The sequence below is a fragment of the Pseudomonas sp. TE3728 genome (genome assembly GCF_056279145.1).
The window spans coordinates 4461171-4476774 of the sequence record NZ_JBWBQT010000001.1; the positions used below are offsets into that span (position 1 = coordinate 4461171).

Consider the following 15604-nt stretch of genomic DNA (forward strand, 5'->3'; position numbering starts at 1 on the left):
GGTCAGGACTCCTGGTCGTGCCGATTGACCCGCGCTTCCAACTGGTTCTGCAGGTGCGACAGTACAGTCGCCAGAACCCAGTAGATCAGCGCAGCGGCAAGATACATGGTGAAAATTTCGAAGGTGCGAGCGGTAATCAGCTGTGCCTGACGGAACAGCTCCGGCACCTGAATGGTGGCTGCCAGCGCCGTGTCCTTGACCAGCGAGATAAAGCTGTTGCCCAAGGGTGGCAAGGCCGTGCGCGCCGCTTGCGGCAGGATGGCCCGGCGCAGGGTTTGCGCGCGGGTCATGCCGATACTGGCGGCAGCTTCCCATTGGCCGCGCTCGATGGAGCTGATGGCGGCACGCAGGATTTCGCAGGCGTAGGCGGCCATGTTCAGCGAGAAGCCGATCAGGGCCGCTGGCAATGGATCAAGTTCGATGCCCAGTTGCGGCAAGCCGTAATAGATCACGAACAGTTGCACCAGCAACGGCGTGCCGCGAAAGAACGACACATAGATGCGGGCGATCCAGCTCACCAGTTTGAAGCGCGACAGCCGCATCAACGCCAGGCCGAAGCCCATCAGCAGGCCGAAGAACATTCCGCCCAGGCTCAGGATGACCGTGTAGTACGCGCCCTTGAGCAGAAAGGGCGCGGAGTCCAGCGCAAGTTGGAAAGCTTCTCCCATTATTGAGTGACGTCAGCGCTGAAGTATTTTTCCGACAGCTTTTTCAGCGTACCGTCGGCACGCAGCTTGTCGATGGCTTTGTTCACCGCGGCCAGCAGCTCAGGCTCGCCTTTGCGCAGGGCAATACCGGCTTCCTGGCGGGAGAACGCTTCGCCGGCGGCGGCAGTGTCCTTGGCCTTCCTGGCATATTCCAGCGCGGCCAGGCGGTCGATCAGAATGGCGTCGATGCGGCCGACGCGCAGATCCTGGAACTTGGTCGGATCATCTTCGTAGGTGCGGATGTCAGCCTTAGGCACATTCTCTTTCACCCACTGCTCGTAGTTGGTGCCCAAGCCCACGCCGACTTTCTTGCCGGCCAGATCGGCGGCGGTCTTGATGGTGTCTTTGTTTTTGGTCAGGGTCAGCGCCTGAATCCCGGAAACGGTGTAAGGCGTGGAGAAGTCGTACTTCTTCTTGCGCTCTTCGGTGATGGTCACCTGGTTAATCACCGCGTCCAGACGCTTGGATTCCAACGCAGCGAGGATGCCTTCCCATTTGGTCGGCTGCAGTTTGACCTTCACGCCCAGCTCTTTGGCCAAGGCTTCGGAGAACTCGACTTCGAAGCCGCTCAGTTTGCCGTCGGCATCGACGAAGCTGAACGGTGGATAAGTGCCTTCCAGACCGACGTTGATCACGCCTGCATCCTTGATTTTTTGCAGCTGCTCACCAGCCACTGCCTGCCCGAGCAGGCCGGCGCTCAGCGCCAGGCCCAGCGAACCCACCAGCAGATTTCGACGTAATGCGGAAAAATTCATGACAAGCCCCTGTGTTTTCTTATGGAAGACGCTTAAGGAAAGTTGGCAAATTCGGGATTTGAACGACTGCGATATCCTGCCCTAAAGCAGCTTATGCGTCTTGCTGCAAATTCGCCTGCGGCGTGACTATATGATGTTGCCTTTAGATAGGAAAATACTAAATATTAAATTTGTTATTCTTTTTGGAGATATCAGATGTCTTCGAAAAGATCGCAGCCTTCGGCAGCTCCTACATGGATCATGCGCGCCGCAAATTCCGGGTTAACCCCTATCCATGTAGGAGCTGCCGAAGGCTGCGATCTTTTGATCTTCGATCCTTACAAAAAACTTGTATAGGCAAACAACGCCGGCGCCCCACCGGTGTGCAGGAAGATGATCGGGCCGTCATTGAAGCGCTGGCGCCCGATGCCGTCGAGCAAACCGGCCATGGCCTTGCCGGTGTACACCGGATCCAGCAACAACCCTTCCTGACTCGCCAGCAGCTTCAGCGCCGACAGTGTCCCGGCATTCGGCTCGCCATAACGCGGGCCGAAATACTCGTCCCACAGTTCGATTTTGAAATTCGCCGGCAGGCTCACGCCGAGCAGCTCGGCCGTGCGCTCGGCGAGGCCCTGGACTTTCGGTCGTTGATCTTCATCGCTACGGGAAACGGTCACGCCGATCACTGGCAAATCCGGCATTGCTTCGCTCAAGGCCAGCGCCAGGCCGCTGTGGGTACCGGCACTGCCGGACGCCAGCACCACGGCGGCGAAATTCAGCCCGGTGTCCTTGATCTGTTCGGTCAGTTCCAGGCCTGCACGGACATAACCCAAAGCGCCCAATGCATTCGAGCCACCAATCGGCACCAGATACGGCTTCTTGCCGTTACTGCGCAGACGCCCGGCCAGCGCTTCCAATTGCTCGTCGGCGTTGTCGAGGTTTTCCACCAGCTCGACCTTGGCATCGAACAGGTCCAGCAACAGCCGATTGCCGTTGCCGACATAGTTGCTGTCGTCGATGCCGAGCGGATTTTCCAGCAGGGCCACGCAGCCCAGGCCAAGCTTGGCCGCAATGGCAGCCGTCTGGCGCACATGGTTGGACTGGATCGCGCCCGCAGTGATCAACGTATCAGCGCCCTGGGCCAAGGCATCGGCGGCCAGGTATTCGAGTTTGCGCAGCTTGTTGCCGCCCAGTGCCAATGGCGTCAGGTCATCGCGTTTGACGTAGACATCGCGGCCCAGCCAGGTCGACAGGCGTTCGAGTTTTTCCAGGGGAGTAGGATGACCGAGCAGGTCGAGGCGGTTAAAGCGGGCAAGCTGTTGTTTGATCATGGGTCCGTACTGGCGGAGGAAGATGTCAGGACTATAGGCACGGGTATTTAGTGGGGCAACTGCCAATCGCTTATAGCCAAAAGTATTGAGCACAGCACTATTGGTTCTTAATTCGGCTGCAAGCCGTTGCCGTAAAGTAATCGCGGTTAATGCGGCCAGACAGTCCGGCCGCCCGTGAGGAGTTTTTACCGTGAGCGAGCGTTCCAGCCATTGGCAATTGCAGACCATCGTCAGCCAACTGCGTACGGCGCGCGAGCAGTGGCGCGCACAAAACGGCCGTGCCAGCGGCGAGCAGGGCGGTCGCGAGTTGCCGTCCCGAGCGGCCATGGCGGATATTCTCGAAGCCTTGTGCGGTGCGCTGTTCCCGATGCGTCTGGGCCCGGTGGATTTGCGCGAGGAGAGTGAAGATTTCTACGTCGGCCACACACTCGACGTGGCGCTGAACGCGTTGCTGGCTCAGGCGCGGCTCGAACTGCGTTACGCCGCGCGCCACAGTGCCCAGGCCGACACTGAAGTCGAAGCCAAAACCATCCAGATCATTCAGGATTTCGCACTGGCTTTGCCGGGGTTGCGCACTCTGTTGGACACCGACGTGCTGGCGGCCTATCACGGCGACCCGGCGGCTCGCAGTGTCGATGAAGTGTTGCTCTGCTATCCGGGAATTCTGGCGGTGATTCACCATCGTCTGGCCCATCATTTGTATCGCGCCGGCTTGCCGCTACTGGCGCGGATCAGCGCGGAAATCGCCCACTCGGCCACCGGCATCGACATCCATCCGGGGGCGCAGATCGGTCGCAGTTTCTTCATCGATCACGGGACGGGTGTGGTGATCGGCGAGACCGCGATCATTGGTGAGCGCGTGCGGATTTATCAGGCGGTGACCCTGGGCGCCAAGCGCTTCCCGGCGGATGAAGACGGCCAGTTGCAAAAGGGCCATCCGCGCCATCCGATCGTCGAGGACGATGTGGTGATCTATGCCGGCGCGACGATTCTGGGGCGGATCACCATCGGCAAAGGCTCGACCATCGGCGGCAACGTCTGGCTGACCCGCAGTGTGCCGGCGGGGTGCAACCTCAGCCAGGCGAATTTGCAGCATGATGATGGGACGCAGAAGTAGACAGATAAACAGTCTTCACTGGCTGTAGGAGCTGTCGAGTGAAACGAGGCTGCGATCTTTTGACCTTGAAAAGATCGCAGCCTCGTTTCACTCGACAGCTCCTACGGCTCCTACAAAATCCCCCAAACCCCGCGTAATACCCATCCTTGAGCTAGCGTACGAAAACTACCGCCGAGCCCTGCGATTAGTCCTTAGCCCCCTATCCATGTTTAACTTGAACGCTCATTCAAGTTAAACCGTCGGTTTGCTGCCCGCTCACAACAGGAGGCTTGCCTTTGCCGAGTCCGTTATTGATTGCCCTGTTTCATCCCCTTGAGGTGCAATTTTCATGAGTGCACCGTCCACCCCCACAAGCGGCCAGGTCCGCATGAATCCGCCGGTTTTTTATTTCGCGGCGACCTTTATTCTGTTGTTCGCCGTTGTGGTCATGGCGATACCCGAACAGGCCGGTGCCTGGCTTCTGGAAGCGCAAAACTGGGCGGCCAATACGGTCGGCTGGTACTACATGCTCGCGATGACGCTGTATCTGGTCTTCGTGGTGGTCACCGCCTTGTCTGGCTACGGCAAGATCAAGCTCGGTGCCGACCACGACGAGCCCGAATTCAGCTACCTGTCCTGGGCCGGCATGCTGTTCGCCGCCGGGATCAGCATCACGCTGTTTTTCTTTTGTGTGTCCGAACCGCTGACGCACTTGGCACAACCGCCGCAAGGTGAGGCTGGTACGGCGGATGCGGCGCGTCAGGCGATGCAGATTCTGTTTCTGCACTGGGGCCTGCACGGTTGGGGCGTGTTCGCCTTCGTCGGCATGGCGCTGGCCTATTTCGCCTATCGACATAACCTGCCGCTGGCTCTGCGTTCGGCGCTGTACCCGCTGATCGGCAAGCGCATTAACGGCCCGATCGGCTACGCGGTGGACGGCTTCGGCATCATTGCCACGGTGTTCGGCCTCGGCGCGGATATGGGCTTTGGCGTATTGCACCTCAACTCGGGCCTCGATTACCTGTTCGGCATCGCCCACACCCAGTGGATTCAGGTCGGCCTGATCACGCTGATGATGGGCGCGGCGATCATCGTCGCGGTGTCCGGCGTCGATAAAGGCGTACGGGTGATGTCCGACATCAACATGCTGCTGGCCTGTGCGCTGCTGCTGTTCGTGTTATTCGCCGGCCCCACCCAGCACTTGCTCAACACGTTGATCCAGAACATCGGCGACTACCTCGGCGCCTTGCCGATGAAGAGTTTCGACCTCTACGCCTACGATAAGCCGAGCGACTGGCTGGGCGGCTGGACGGTGTTCTACTGGGCCTGGTGGATTGCATGGTCGCCGTTCGTGGGCCTGTTCATCGCACGGATTTCCCGGGGTCGGACGATCCGCGAATTCGTCTTCGGCGTGTTGCTGATCCCGCTGGGTTTCACCTTGGCGTGGATGTCGATCTTCGGCAATAGCGCCATCGACCAGGTTCTCAACCACGGCATGAGCGCGCTCGGTATGTCGGCCGTCGACAACCCGTCGATGACCCTGTACCTGCTGCTGGAAACCTACCCGTGGAGCAAAACCGTGATTGCGGTCACGGTGTTCATCAGTTTCGTATTTTTCGTGACGTCCGCCGACTCCGGCACTGTGGTGTTGTCGACGTTGTCCGCCAAGGGCGGTAACCCGGATGAAGACGGGCCGAAATGGCTGCGAGTGTTCTGGGGCGCGATGACGGCGCTGGTGACCAGCGCGCTGTTGTTCTCCGGCAGCATCGACGCCTTGAAGTCAGCGGTGGTGCTGACCTCATTGCCGTTCTCGTTGATTTTGCTGCTGATGATGTGGGGGCTGCACAAGGCGTTTTATCTGGAATCGCAGAAGCAGATCGCGCAACTGCATTCCCTCGCGCCGGTGTCCGGCTCGCGACGCGGAGGTTGGCGTCAGCGCTTGAGTCAGGCGGTGCATTTCCCGTCGCGCGATGAGGTCTATCGCTTCCTCGATACGACGGTGCGCCCGGCGATTGAAGAAGTGACGGCTGTGTTCGTCGAGAAGGGCTTGCACGTGGTCACTCAGCCCGATCCGGCCAATGACAACGTCAGCCTGGAGATCGGTCACGGCGAACTGCATCCGTTCATCTATCAGGTGCAGATGCGCGGGTACTTCACGCCATCGTTCGCCCGTGGCGGCATGGGTTCCAAGCAACTCAACAACCGTCGTTACCACCGCGCCGAAGTGCATTTGAGAGAGGGCAGTCAGGATTACGATCTGGTGGGCTACACCAAGGAGCAGGTCATCAACGATATCCTCGACCAGTACGAGCGGCACATGCAGTTCTTGCACCTGGTGCGTTGATTGAGAAGGGTGGCGCTGACGTCTTGTCAGGCGTCAGTGCTCATCGTCATGAACAACACCAGCGCCGCAACCGGTACGCCGAATACCGCGCTACCCACCACCAGTTCCGTGCTCAACGGCTGGCCGGCGTTGACCATGCCGACCGCGCCGTTGATCAAGGTCAACGCCAGCCACAGCACGACAAAGCTGTAGGCCAGGGTCTGGCGGGGGAAACCGATTTTCTCGCCGATGAACAGCATCAGCGCCAGCAGGACCAGGCCGAAGAAGATGATGATTGCTGTGTGCATGGTGAGTCCACCCTTCAGGTATGCATTGCTTTTGAGGCAGCCATCGCGAGCAGGCTCGCTCCCACATTCAACCGCGTTGCTGGATGAGAGCTCGGTCATCTTTGGGAGCGAGCCTGCTCGCGATGGGGTCACCTCGGTGTCCTTGCTACTTATTGAGCATAGGCACCGCTGCGCTTAAACCAACCCACCATTCACCCGCAAAATCTGCCCATTGACCCAAGCCGAATCCGGCCCCACCAGAAACGACACAACGCGAGCAATATCCTCCGGCTGACCCAAACGCTCCAGCGGAGGCATCTTGGCGAAAGTCTGGATTTGCTCTTCGCTCTTGCTGTGCAAAAACAGCTCAGTCGCCACCGGGCCAGGCGCCACCGCGTTGACGGTGATGTTGCGCCCGCGCATTTCCTTGGCGAACACCTGGGTCAGGGATTCCACAGCCGCTTTGCTGGCGATGTACACCGCGTAGCCCGGCAAGTTAAGGCCAACGGTGCTGCTGGAGAAGTTGATGATCCGGCCGCCGCTGTTCAGACGCGTCGCCGCTTCACGCAAGGTGTTGAAGGTGCCGCGAGCGTGGATGTTGAAAGTCTGGTCGAACAGTTCGTCGGTGTGCTGCGCCAGCGGCATCACTTTGAGGATGCCGGCGTTGTTGATCAGCGCATCGACCTTGCCCAATTGCGTTTCGGTTTCGTCGAACAACCGGCGCACGTCGTCGGCATTGGCCACGTCAGCCTTGACCGCTATGGCCTGATGCCCGGCCTGACGCAGCTCCACCACCAGTTTTGAGGCTTCAGTGGCGCTGCTGGCGTAGTTGATGGCGACGGCGAAACCTTCGCTGGCCAGTTGCCTGGCGATGACAGCGCCGATGCCGCGGGAGGCGCCGGTCACGATGGCAACTTTCGAAGTTTGAGCAGTCATGGCGTTGATTCCTTGGAGTGGTTTGAAGTGGGAGCCAGACTCACATGTTTACTCAGGCCGATAAATGCATGAGAGTTGCCTTGACTGTTCAATAATCACCAACAATCCAGCGCCAGGAGTGACCCGTGGACCAAGTCAAAGCGATGAAGGTGTTCGTGCGGATCTACGAGCGCAGCAGCTTCACCCTGGCGGCCGATGACCTGAATCTGCCACGGGCGACGCTGACCCACACGCTGAATCAGTTCGAAGCCTGGCTCGGCACTCGTTTACTGGAGCGCAGCACCCGCAAGGTCCGTCCGACACTGGATGGAGAGGCGTATTACCTGCGTTGCGTGCAGTTGCTGGCGGAACTGGAAGAGGCCGAACTGGCATTTCGCAGCGTAGCGCCGAAAGGGCGGTTGCGAGTGGATCTGCACGGCACCTTGGCCAAGCACTTCGTGATCCCGGCGTTGCCGCAATTCATGGCGCGCTACCCGGACATCGACCTGTCCATCAGCGAGGCCGATCGCTTCGTCGACCTGATCGCCGAAGGCGTTGATTGCGTGTTGCGCGCCGGCACCTTGGGCGACTCGGCACTGATCGGTAAACGTGTCGCCAACCTGCGACAGATTACCTGCGCCAGTCCTGCCTACCTGCGCAAATATGGCGAACCGAAAAGCCTCGATGACCTGAGCCGCCACCGCGCGGTGAACTACGTTTCACGTACCACCGCCAAGTTGTTTCCGTTCGAATTCATGGTCGATGGCGAACTCAAGGAAGTGGCCATCGATGGTGCGCTGTCAGTGTTCGGTGCGGAAATCTACGCGGCCTCGGCGATTGCCGGATTGGGCCTGATCCAGTGCCCGCATTACCGAATGGAAACTTTGATTTCCCAAGGTTTGGTGCAGGAAATTCTGGTCAACACACCACCGCCGCCGATGCCGGTTTCCGTGTTGTATCCCCATAACAAACACATGTCGCCACGGGTTCGAGTGTTTGTGGATTGGTTGGGGGAAGTGTTTTCGGATGCCGTTTGAAGTCAAGCGAAGATCAAAAGATCGCAGCCTTCGGCAGCTCCTACAGTGATATGCGGTCGAGCGTAGGAGCTGCCGAAGGCTGCGATCTTGGCGATTGGGCTGACCCTGAAGATAAAATCTGTGAAACGTTTCAGCAATTAGTCGAATCCGGGGTTTTCTGGCGTTTGTCTGGGCGTATGCTGGGCAACTTGCAAAGCAGTCGATACCCCATTCAAGACCGACAAGAGAGGATTCGATGACCTACACCGCTGCCGAAAACCGCTACGATTCCATCCCTTACCGCCGCGTGGGGCGCAGCGGGCTGGTGCTGCCGGCACTGTCTCTGGGCTTATGGCACAACTTCGGCGACAGCACGCCGATCGACACCCAGCGTTCGTTGCTGCGCACGGCATTCGATCTGGGCATCAACCATTTCGACCTGGCCAACAATTACGGCCCGCCGTATGGCAGCGCCGAGATCAACTTCGGTCGTTTGCTGCGTGAAGACTTCAAGCAGTACCGCGACGAGTTGATCATCTCCAGCAAGGCCGGTTGGGACATGTGGGCCGGCCCTTACGGTCAGGGCGGTGGTTCGCGTAAATACGTGCTGGCCAGCCTCGACCAGAGCCTGCAACGTCTGGGCCTCGATTACGTAGACATCTTCTATTCCCACCGCTTTGACCCGGACACGCCGCTTGAAGAAACCGCCAGCGCACTGGCCACTGCCGTGCAGCAGGGCAAGGCACTGTACATCGGCATCTCGTCCTATTCCGGGGTGAAAACCCGTGAAATCGCCGGGTTGCTGAAGGAGTGGAAAGTACCATTGCTGATCCATCAACCGGCCTACAACCTGCTCAACCGCTGGGTGGAAAAGGACCTGCTGGACACCACCGATGAACTCGGCACCGGCGTGATCGCCTTCACGCCATTGGCTCAGGGGCTGTTGACCGACAAATACCTCAATGGCGTGCCAGCGGATGCGCGGGTCAATCGTCCGGGGGGTGGTTCGTTGCAGGCGTCGCACCTGTCCGAAGCCAACATCGCCCATGTGCGGGCGCTCAATGAAATCGCCAAGCGCCGTGGTCAGAGCTTGGCGCAACTGGCGCTGGCCTGGACCCTGCGCGATCCACGGGTGACCTCGGCGCTGATAGGCGCGAGCCGGCCGGAGCAGATTATCGAGAACGTCGGGGCGTTGAAGAATCTGAGTTTCAGCGTGGAAGAACTGGCGGAGATTGACCGGTTTGCCCAGGAGGGTGGGGTCAATCTTTGGGAGAAGCCTTCGACGGCTGAATAACCCTAAAAAGCAAAAGATCGCAGCCTTCGGCAGCTCCTACAGGATCGATGTTCGACCGCAATATTTGTGGCGAACGCAGTTAATGTAGGAGCTGCCGAAGGCTGCGATCTTTTGATCTTAAAACGGCACATCCCCCAACACCGTCGCCCGCTGCATCACCCGCCGTGCCGGGCGGTAATCATCCACCGCGTGGTGCTGGGTCACACGATTGTCCCAGAACGCGATGTCGTCTTTCTGCCAGCGCCAGCGGATGGTGAATTCCGGCCGTGTGGTGTGGGCGAACAAGAATTTCAGAATCACCTCGCTTTCCGTTTCCGACAGCTCATTGATCTTCGACGTGAACCCTTCATTGACGAATAGCGACCGGCGCCCGCTCACCGGGTGCGTGCGAATCACCGGGTGAGATAGCGGCGGGTTCTTGCGCCGGGCTTCTTCCCACTGGGCCAACGCGTCCGGTGTATTGCCATAGCGCTCCAGCGGGAACGAACGGGTGAAATCGTGAGTAGCGGTCAACCCTTCGAGCAAGGTTTTCATCGGCGCGGACAGCGCTTCATACGCCGCAATACCACTGGCCCACAGCGTGTCGCCGCCAAATTCGGGCAGCAGTTTGGCGCTGAGCACCGCGCCCATGGCCGGGGTCGGCAGGAAGGTCACGTCGGTGTGCCAGATCGCGTTGTCCCGCACGTCGGTGACGGCGGTGTCGAGGATCAGCACTTGCGGCTGCTCCGGCACGTTCGGGTAGATCGGATGAATATGCAGCTCACCGAAATAGGCGGCGAATCGCGCTTGTTGCTGCGGCTCGATCGGCTGGTTGCGGAAGAACAGCACTTGATGCTTGAGCAGCGCCTGCTCGATGGCATCGCGTTGCTCAACGTTCAGCGGCTGGCTGATATCGATGCCGCTGATTTGCGCGCCGAGGGCGCAGCTGAGAGGGACGATTGTCAGGTTACTCATGGTGGTTCTCTTCGAATTCGGTATCGAGCTTTTGTGGGAGCGAGCCTGTGGCGAGGGGACCTTGCCCCGGGCTCAACCCTGTGGGTACCACACCAACCGCTCTGCCGCCGGGTTGCGTTCTTCAACCTGAAACCCCAGCGACAGGTAATGCTGGCGAGCATGGAGGTTATTGGCCCAGACCACCGTCGCCACCGGGCAGCGAATTTGCTGCGCAGCTTTTTGCACGCCTTGCAGCACCGTCCGACCGTAACCCTTGCCGCGGGCCTGGGGGATAAACGCCAGGTACAGCACGCGAATTTCATTGGGGCCAAAGTCGGTGGTCAGTGCGCCGATGGCCGTGTCGAGTTTCTCGATCACATAATGCATGGCGTTGGGGAAGTTCTCCCCCAGTCCTTGTTCCTGCACCCTGAATTGCTGGGCAACCACCTGCTCAACCACTTCCTGCTCACCGTCGATCCATTGCAGGTCCGGCCGCGCCGCTTGGTAAAGGCTGTGCAGAAAAGGTCCATCGCTGGTCCGCGAAGGCCTGACTACCAAGCCGTCCGCTGCCACTGAATCGGTTTTCGCCATCGCTGTTCCTCCTTAGAAACCGCTTTCCCTGACTCCCAGCGCCGCCATGCGTCGCCAGGCAACGCCCAATAACGACTCGCCACTGCCCTGCAACACCACAATGCCGCGCAACGGCTGCACCGGCGTCGGGGTATTTTCGAGGATGCTCAACCGCGCGCCGTACTGCGCCTGTACCGGTTCGGCGCGCTGATGCTGATCGCGGCGCACGGCGATCGGCCCGTGGTGATCGGAAGTCAGCGCTTCCTGATCGACATAAGCCACGCCGTTGGTGTCGATTTCGCTCAATTGCACGGCGATCGCCGGGTGCATCGGATCATCGGCGATGAACCGTCCGCTGGCACCCGGGGCGACACGCCAGAGTTCGGCTTCGGCCAGATAACCGCGCAACCGCGCACCGTCTTCGACCACCCGAGCCAAAGGATTTTTGGTCGAAAGCCAGCGGCCGACCGTTAACTGCGGCAGCAGATCGCGCACCTTGCCGGCATGGGGCGCGCGCAATAACAGACGCTCGCGCTGGGCGGCCAAGCCTCGGTATTCGGCCACGGCTTCGGCCAGGCGCTGCTCGACGATTCCGGCGTCGGCCGCGGTTTCGCTACGGCCGGCCTGACGACGCATCTGTAATTGCTGAATCTGGATTTCGCGACGGACGATGGCCTGGCGTGAATCCAGATCCGGGGATTCCAGCTCGATCAGCACCTCACCTTGAGCGACGACCTGGCCGTCGTGCACATTCACCGTTTTGACCCGCGCCGCCACGGGCGCGTGCAGGGCGCTGGCGCGTCCGGCCTCAAGCATTGTCGGCAACTCCACCGCGCTGCGCCATGGCAGCGCCAGCAGCAGCAACAGCCCAAGCAACACCAGACCGCTAAACAGTACCCGAGGCGCATGCGCCTGTTCGCGACGGCTCCACCATTGCCGCCACTCGCTCAGGATCGGCAGGAAGATGAACCACACCAACTCCACCAGCATCAGGAAAATCCCCAACACCTTGAAGAACAGGTGATAGACCGCCAGCGCAATCCCGAAAAACAACGCCGCGCGCCACAGCCACGCGCCATACCCCCAGATCAACAAACGCCGCTGCATCTTCGGTGACCAAGGCTCCGGCGCCGGGGCTGCGTAGCCGAACAAAAACTCGCGCAGCCGCCAGCGGCACAAGGCAAAGGCCCGCCCTTGAAGGTTGTCCACTTCCCAAAAGTCACTGAGCAAGAAGTAGCCATCGAAACGCATAAACGGGTTGAGGTTGATCACCAGCGTGGTGATCCAGGTCGCACTGGCGAGCATGAACGCCGCCGTACGTCCGGGGCCGTCAGGCAGCAGTGACCAAGCGAGCAGCGCGATACACGCCAGCACCAGTTCCGCCAGCACCCCGCCGGCACCAATCAGCAACCGCGCACGGCGGTCATTGACGCGCCAGGCGTCGCTGACGTCCGTGTAAAACATCGGTAGCAGCACAATGAATGCCACGCCCATGCTCTGCACCCGACAACCGGCGCGCTTGGCCATGAAGGCGTGGCCGAACTCGTGGCATAGCTTGGCGAAAAACAGCGCCACAGCAAACGCCAGGGCACCGCCGAGGCTGAACAGGTGAGGAAAGGTCGCGATAAACCGCTGCCAGTCCCGCGACACCAGAAACACCCCAAGCCCCAGAGTCGCGGGCAATCCGTAGCGCAATGCACGCGGGCCGAAACGCTCCAGCCACGGCCAGGCGCGATTGAGAAAGGCGTCCGGACGCCACAGCGGAATCCGGAAAAACAGGTATTGATGCAGCAGGATTTGCCACAGGCTTTGGCGCTGGGCCGCGGCTTTCAGGCTGTAACTGGCGCGCTGCGACGGGTCGAGAGCGCTGATCAGATCGTGGCCGCGCAAAAACTCCAGCAATTGCTCAAGCGCCGCGCCATCCAGCGGTAGCCCCGGTTCGCGATTGGCGGCACGCAGCACGTGCTCCGGATCTCCTAGGGACCAATGGCGCAGCAAGCGCATCGCCGCCGCACCAAGTTTGAAATAACGCCCGCGCACCGGGTCGGCCAGGGTCCAGCGCGGCGACCCGTCGAGGGCCGGGGCTGCCGTTGTCAATTGCAGGTCCGCCCGCAGGCTCGGCAAGTTCATCTACAGGCCCACGCTCTGACGCAACCCGGCCAGCGGTCGGCGCAACAGGTACAACGCCAGCGGCGCACGGTCGCCGAAGACTTTCGCGGTGCCGCGCAGGCCGATACGTGGCGGCGCGGCGTCGAACGTCGCATCCAGTCGATAAGCCAGTTGCCCGGCGGCGGTGGGCTGCGCCTCGTAGGCCGAACGTTCGAGTTTGGCCAAGTGCCGCTGCAGCGGATCACTGTCGAGAAACAGCGCGACTTGTGCGCCCGGTTCCAGGGCAATCGCATCGCCCACGGCCAACTCGATGCGCAATTCGGCCTGGTTCGGGTCGGCGATTTCCATCAGCCGCTCGCCGGTTTGCACCGGTTTGCCGGTCCAGCGTTCGGCGTCGGCGAACACCGCGATACCGTCCCGCTCCGCTCGTACTTCGCTGCGTTTGAGCAGTTCACGGGCGTAATCCCGTTCGGCGCGCTTCTGCTCCACTCGCGCCGCCAGCAGATCGATTTTCGAACTGGACTCGGCATCGGCGAAGGAACGTTGGGAATTGGCCTTGAGTTCCGCTTCGGCAACGCCCAGGGCGCGCTCGGCCACATCGGCCTGAGCCTTGAGCGTGGTGCTTTCGAAGCGCAGCAGCAGGTCGCCGGTTTTCACCGCCTGATTGGGTTTGACCAGAAACTCGGCGATCACCCCGTCCAGCGGCGCGGCGACCACCCGACCGCCCAACGGGACGACTTCGGCCGGGGCCAACACTGATTGGCGCACCGGAATCAGCAACCCGAGCAACAACACGGCAAGCAGCGCCATCTGACGCTTGCGCGTCCAGCGCAGTCGCCAGGGTTTGCGCGGTTGCTGCGCCAGCCAGGCATGGCTGTAGGTGTCGCCCAGTTGCGACAGCAGCACTTGTTCGGAAGGGTTCCACGGCACATCCCGCGCCAGCCACAGACCGCCGAACACCTCGCCCTGATGATCGATCAGCGGCAGCCAAAACACCTGAGCGGCTGACAGACTTTGCCAGTCGGCCAGAATCGATTCGCTAAGGAGATCAGGCGCAATCACCCGCGCCTGTTTCAGCACCTCAAGCTTGAACAGCTGTGCGACCGCTTGCTCGACAAACGCCACGAACGGCGCATTCGGTTCCACGGCACTAACACCGGTAACCGCCTGCACCTTGCCGGCGATCAACAGCGCGGCATGGCGGAAACCGAACAGCGCTTGACCGTCATTGACCAGGCTGTAAGCCAGTTGCGAAGGCGTGCGCGCGGCGCGGGTCTGGCGTTCGAGGTCGAGAAACCTGGCGAACACCTGCTCGGCGCCGCCGGTCACCGGGGCGTTCATTTGAGCTCCGCGAAATGCGCCGTTCCGCTCATGCCGGCCAACAGACCGTTGGCGTTGGGCAGCGCCGCCACCAGCAGCAAAGTCTGGCTGCCTTCATCGATTCGCGCGCCGAGGCGTTTGACCGTGGCATCCAGCGGCTGACCGGTTTCATCGGGGACAAAACTGAATGTCTGGCCGGGCTTGAGCTTGCCCATCCAGCGCGACGGGACCAAGAGGTGAATTTCCAGGGTGCGGTTATCGACCACGTCCAGTAACGGCGCGCCGGCGGCAACGCTTTCGTAGCGCTTGACCTTACGTTCGACGACCTGACCATCGAATGGCGCAACCACGCTGCAGCGTTTGACCTGAACCTGATAGACCTGAGACTGAGCCTGAATCTCGCTGACCTTTGCCTCGGCCCGCGCCACTTCAAAGCGTCCGACCGAATTCAATGCCGCCAGTTGTTTGTTGTGGGCCAACTCTTCACCAGCACCACGGCTGGCGGCCTGAGCCGCGTTGAGCTGAGCCTGATAAGCCGAACAGTCAAACCGCGCCAGGGTGTCGCCCTTTTTGAACGACTCGCCCTCACTGAACGGCAACTCGACAATCCGCCCCGACAACTCGCTGGCCAGCACCGCCTGATCCCGGGCCCGCAGCACACCACGGGCTTCATTGCTGACCGACGCATTCCCGCCAACCGCGTTGCTTTCCAGCAATGGATCGTCTGGCGCAGGCGTTTGCGCCTGTACTACGCACGTTACAAAGGTTAGTCCTGCAACCCAAACACGAAAACGCCGCATAACCGTAACTCCCTGACGGATGAGCGGAGTCTATGACAGCGGGCGTGAGCGTCAAGCGGATGGGCATTATTGGTTGGAAATGTAATGTTTCAAAAAGGATAAAACTTTCAAGGCGGTCGTTTGATTCCTGGGTCAATGAGCATCGGTATTAAATCCCACATGAAATCAG

At 60.4% G+C, this 15604-nt stretch carries 14 protein-coding genes; 4 read left to right on the forward strand and 10 right to left on the reverse strand.

What is annotated here, in order from left to right:
- Positions 1 to 2: 2 nt before the first annotated feature.
- The 3 genes from tcyL to ACZ89R_RS19550 form a co-directional block, all read right to left on the reverse strand.
- On the reverse strand, positions 3 to 668 hold the full coding sequence (gene tcyL, locus ACZ89R_RS19540) for a cystine ABC transporter permease (RefSeq protein ID WP_007903115.1): 666 nt from the start codon (positions 666 to 668) through the stop codon (positions 3 to 5).
- The gene (gene tcyJ / locus ACZ89R_RS19545) at positions 668 to 1462 is read right to left on the reverse strand and encodes a cystine ABC transporter substrate-binding protein (protein ID WP_123498316.1); all 795 of its coding nucleotides are present in this window, start codon (positions 1460 to 1462) and stop codon (positions 668 to 670) included. Before tcyJ ends, tcyL begins: the two co-directional genes overlap by 1 nt.
- A gap of 317 nt (positions 1463 to 1779) precedes the next feature.
- A complete protein-coding gene (locus ACZ89R_RS19550) occupies positions 1780 to 2772 on the reverse strand; it encodes a D-cysteine desulfhydrase (RefSeq protein ID WP_429544866.1) in 993 nt (330 codons plus the stop codon).
- A gap of 190 nt (positions 2773 to 2962) precedes the next feature.
- Between ACZ89R_RS19550 and epsC the strand changes: the two genes are divergently transcribed.
- Complete coding sequence (gene epsC / locus ACZ89R_RS19555) at positions 2963 to 3889, forward strand: serine O-acetyltransferase EpsC (protein ID WP_192346547.1); 927 nt, start codon at positions 2963 to 2965, stop codon at positions 3887 to 3889.
- A 367-nt stretch (positions 3890 to 4256) separates the two neighbouring features.
- Positions 4257 to 6212 carry a choline transporter BetT gene (gene betT / locus ACZ89R_RS19560; protein WP_429547834.1) on the forward strand — a complete coding sequence of 652 codons (1956 nt, stop codon included), beginning with the start codon at positions 4257 to 4259 and terminating at the stop codon, positions 6210 to 6212.
- A 26-nt stretch (positions 6213 to 6238) separates the two neighbouring features.
- On the opposite strand, the gene ACZ89R_RS19565 is transcribed toward betT, so the two are convergent.
- On the reverse strand, positions 6239 to 6499 hold the full coding sequence (locus ACZ89R_RS19565) for a hypothetical protein (RefSeq protein WP_427624218.1): 261 nt from the start codon (positions 6497 to 6499) through the stop codon (positions 6239 to 6241).
- A 174-nt stretch (positions 6500 to 6673) separates the two neighbouring features.
- Complete coding sequence (locus tag ACZ89R_RS19570) at positions 6674 to 7414, reverse strand: SDR family oxidoreductase (protein WP_429544865.1); 741 nt, start codon at positions 7412 to 7414, stop codon at positions 6674 to 6676.
- 125 nt (positions 7415 to 7539) lie between these two features.
- Between ACZ89R_RS19570 and ACZ89R_RS19575 the strand changes: the two genes are divergently transcribed.
- Both ACZ89R_RS19575 and mgrA read left to right on the forward strand, forming a co-directional pair.
- Positions 7540 to 8430: a LysR family transcriptional regulator gene (locus ACZ89R_RS19575; RefSeq protein ID WP_429544864.1), complete on the forward strand. Its 891-nt coding sequence runs from the start codon at positions 7540 to 7542 to the stop codon at positions 8428 to 8430.
- 235 nt (positions 8431 to 8665) lie between these two features.
- Positions 8666 to 9703, forward strand: coding sequence for an L-glyceraldehyde 3-phosphate reductase (gene mgrA / locus ACZ89R_RS19580; RefSeq protein WP_201061574.1), 1038 nt, complete (start codon positions 8666 to 8668; stop codon positions 9701 to 9703).
- Between the two features lie 117 nt (positions 9704 to 9820).
- Here mgrA and tauD read toward each other — a convergent pair whose 3' ends face one another.
- The 5 genes from tauD to ACZ89R_RS19605 all read right to left on the reverse strand — a co-directional run bounded on the left by tauD (position 9821) and on the right by ACZ89R_RS19605 (position 15435).
- Positions 9821 to 10657, reverse strand: a complete 837-nt coding sequence (gene tauD, locus ACZ89R_RS19585) for a taurine dioxygenase (protein ID WP_429544863.1) — start codon at positions 10655 to 10657, stop codon at positions 9821 to 9823.
- A 72-nt stretch (positions 10658 to 10729) separates the two neighbouring features.
- Positions 10730 to 11227, reverse strand: coding sequence for a GNAT family N-acetyltransferase (locus ACZ89R_RS19590; protein WP_429544862.1), 498 nt, complete (start codon positions 11225 to 11227; stop codon positions 10730 to 10732).
- Positions 11228 to 11239: 12 nt separating this feature from the next.
- Positions 11240 to 13336 carry a site-2 protease family protein gene (locus ACZ89R_RS19595; protein WP_429544861.1) on the reverse strand — a complete coding sequence of 699 codons (2097 nt, stop codon included), beginning with the start codon at positions 13334 to 13336 and terminating at the stop codon, positions 11240 to 11242.
- Positions 13337 to 14656: an efflux RND transporter periplasmic adaptor subunit gene (locus ACZ89R_RS19600; protein WP_429544860.1), complete on the reverse strand. Its 1320-nt coding sequence runs from the start codon at positions 14654 to 14656 to the stop codon at positions 13337 to 13339.
- A complete protein-coding gene (locus tag ACZ89R_RS19605) occupies positions 14653 to 15435 on the reverse strand; it encodes an efflux RND transporter periplasmic adaptor subunit (protein ID WP_429544859.1) in 783 nt (260 codons plus the stop codon). The genes ACZ89R_RS19600 and ACZ89R_RS19605 overlap by 4 nt, the downstream gene beginning before the upstream one ends.
- Positions 15436 to 15604: the final 169 nt, after the last annotated feature.